This is a genomic window from Kitasatospora sp. NPDC047058 (genome assembly GCF_040643935.1).
In the GTDB taxonomy this organism is placed as follows: Bacteria; Actinomycetota; Actinomycetes; order Streptomycetales; family Streptomycetaceae; genus Kitasatospora.
Genome location: NZ_JBEYVJ010000716.1, coordinates 1 through 2,263, shown reverse-complemented (window position 1 = coordinate 2,263; position 2,263 = coordinate 1). Strand labels below are relative to the sequence as shown.

Below are 2,263 nucleotides of genomic sequence, written 5' to 3'. Positions count from 1 at the left end.
CCGCTTCAAGCAATTCCTGGACATCGCAGGTCAGTTGACTGTTACCGGCGGTATCGATCATGAAGGCCCGCCCGAATCGACCGGCTTTGAGAAAATTTTGAAGATCGAATGTTCAATTGCCGCGCCCTAGCTCACATCTGTCCGCCCGTCATGCGCCGCGCACTACCCACCCAGTGCGACGGATCACTGACGCACCGTCACCAGCCGCGCCGGAGTTCCCGATTCCGCGAGAACCGGACGTGGCGTCGACCACACTTGCTACTCACCGTGGCCATGCCATGCACAGTGCGTAGTACGCAACCAGTCCGTATCCGGCGCAGTAGGTGAGCCTGCGGGCCCGCGGCGAGAGCCGCGAGCCGAGCGAAACGCCTACGGCCGCCAGCAGTTGCTGCCACGTCAGCGACGCCAGCAGCACCCCCGCCACGAAGGCCACCGCGCCGAAGCCGCTGGTCAGACCGCCGCCCGGACCGCCACCGGGCCCGCCGCCGCCGGTGACGAAGGCGGCGAAGTACAGCGCCGTGGTCGGGTTCACCGCCGTCAGCCCGGCAAACCGCAGGAAGGTCCGCGCAGGCCCGCCGGCCGGCGCCGCGCCCTCCCCCACGCCCCGGCCGGCCTCTCCCGCACCCGCCGTCACCGGCATGCGCCGCAGCCCCAGCAGACCCCGGAGCGCCACCACCATCAGCACGGCCGCCGAAACGGCCCGCGCCCACCCCTCCCAGCCGGCCAGAACTGGTGCGAGCCGAACACCGAGCGCCGTGGCGAGAGCCGCGTACACCATGTCGACGAAGGCCACCGCACACGCCGCACTCACCGCCGCCGCGCGCCCGCGCCGCCCCTCCTCCAGCAGCAGCACCCCGACCGCGCCCAGCGGCACCGCCACCCCGAGCCCCGCGCCCGCCCCCGCCACCCATGCGCCCACGGCGCCCGTCACACCCGTCATGCGCGCCACCGTCCCCCATCCGGACGAAAATCAGCGGTCGATTTCCGGCCCCGACCGCGACAATCGCGGCATGGACGACCTGGACAGAGAAATCCTCGGCGAACTGCGCACCGATGCGCGGATCTCCTACCGCGACCTGGGCGCCCGGGTCGGCCTGAGCGCCAACGCAACGGCCGACCGGGTCCGCCGGCTGCTCCGCACCGGCGTGATCCGCGGCTTCACCACGCTCGTCGACCCGGCCGCGGACGCCGCCCGCCCGGGCCTGACCGTCTTCATCGACGTCCGGCTGCGCCCGGAGACGGACAGCGACACCTTCGAGACGCTGGCCCTGCGGCTGCCCGGCGTCACCGAGACCGCGCACGTCACCGGCGAGTACGACTACCTGCTCCGGGCCCGCATCCCCGACGCCGCCGGGCTCGACCAACTGCTGCGCCGGCTCAAGCACGACGCGGGCGTCGCCCACTCCAGCACCCGCCTCGCCCTGCGCATCGCCACCCGTTGATCTTCTAAGGGAGGCTCCCGTACTCCCGTATGTGCCCGCCCTCAAGGGCTGTTGACGAGCCGGGCTGACACGGTTCGCGGTGCCCTGGCGGACGGCGGCCACGTCTTGGAGCCGTGCTCCGCTACACCTTGGCCGCGGATGTGGTCACGGCAGCCCGTTCGCCGGGCGGGTTGCCTGAGCCGGCGGCGGGCGAGCAGGTCGCGGTGTGCGCTCGCCGCGGCGATGCCCGCCACGGTGCTTGGCAACCTTCGGCGCGAGCTGCCCGCCCTGGCCACCGCGATGGGCGCCGCCATCCACGTCGGCCGTGCCTGCGGCAGTGTGCCGCTGGGCTGAATCACGAGGCTCGGACTTCGCCCGTCAGAACGCTGCGGTGTCGATGATCAGGTCGAACGGCTCGGGAAGGTGGATCGGGGTGCCGAACGAGTGGGGGCCGTCCACGACCGCGTAGCCGAGGTCGTGGGGCTCGGAGAAGAGGGTGCAGGTCCGGTTCTGCCGGTCGGCGAGCAGGTACAACGGGGCACCGTACTGGGCGTAGCGCTTGCGCTTGGTGGGGCGGTCGGTGTCGCCGTTGGAGTCGGAGGTGACTTCGACGACCAAGAGGGTCTGGTCGGGGGTGAGGGCACCGGCGCCTTTGGCGAGGTCTTCGGGGATGACGGCGAGGTCGGGCATGTACCAGTTCGGGGAGCCTGGCAGGTCGAGGTTGCCGGAGCCGCTGATGCAGCCGAGGTCGTCGACGCGCAGGTCGAGCTGGCGGCGGATCTTCGCGGCGACGTTCTCGTGGTCCCAGGTGGGCGACACCAGAACGATCCGCCCCTCGATGA

At 71.5% G+C, this 2,263-nt stretch carries 3 protein-coding genes; 1 reads left to right on the top strand and 2 read right to left on the bottom strand.

Going from position 1 to position 2,263, the window contains the following annotated elements:
• Nucleotides 1-262: 262 nt before the first annotated feature.
• Complete coding sequence (locus ABZ885_RS39700; RefSeq protein WP_360199853.1) at nt 263-940, bottom strand: lysine transporter LysE; 678 nt, start codon at nt 938-940, stop codon at nt 263-265.
• Nucleotides 941-1,010: 70 nt separating this feature from the next.
• Between ABZ885_RS39700 and ABZ885_RS39695 the strand changes: the two genes are divergently transcribed.
• A complete protein-coding gene (locus tag ABZ885_RS39695) occupies nt 1,011-1,442 on the top strand; it encodes an Lrp/AsnC family transcriptional regulator (RefSeq protein WP_360199851.1) in 432 nt (143 codons plus the stop codon).
• Nucleotides 1,443-1,799: 357 nt separating this feature from the next.
• On the opposite strand, the gene ABZ885_RS39690 is transcribed toward ABZ885_RS39695, so the two are convergent.
• Nucleotides 1,800-2,263 (bottom strand): Uma2 family endonuclease (locus ABZ885_RS39690; RefSeq protein ID WP_360199849.1); only part of this gene is annotated, 464 nt, incomplete at its 5' end.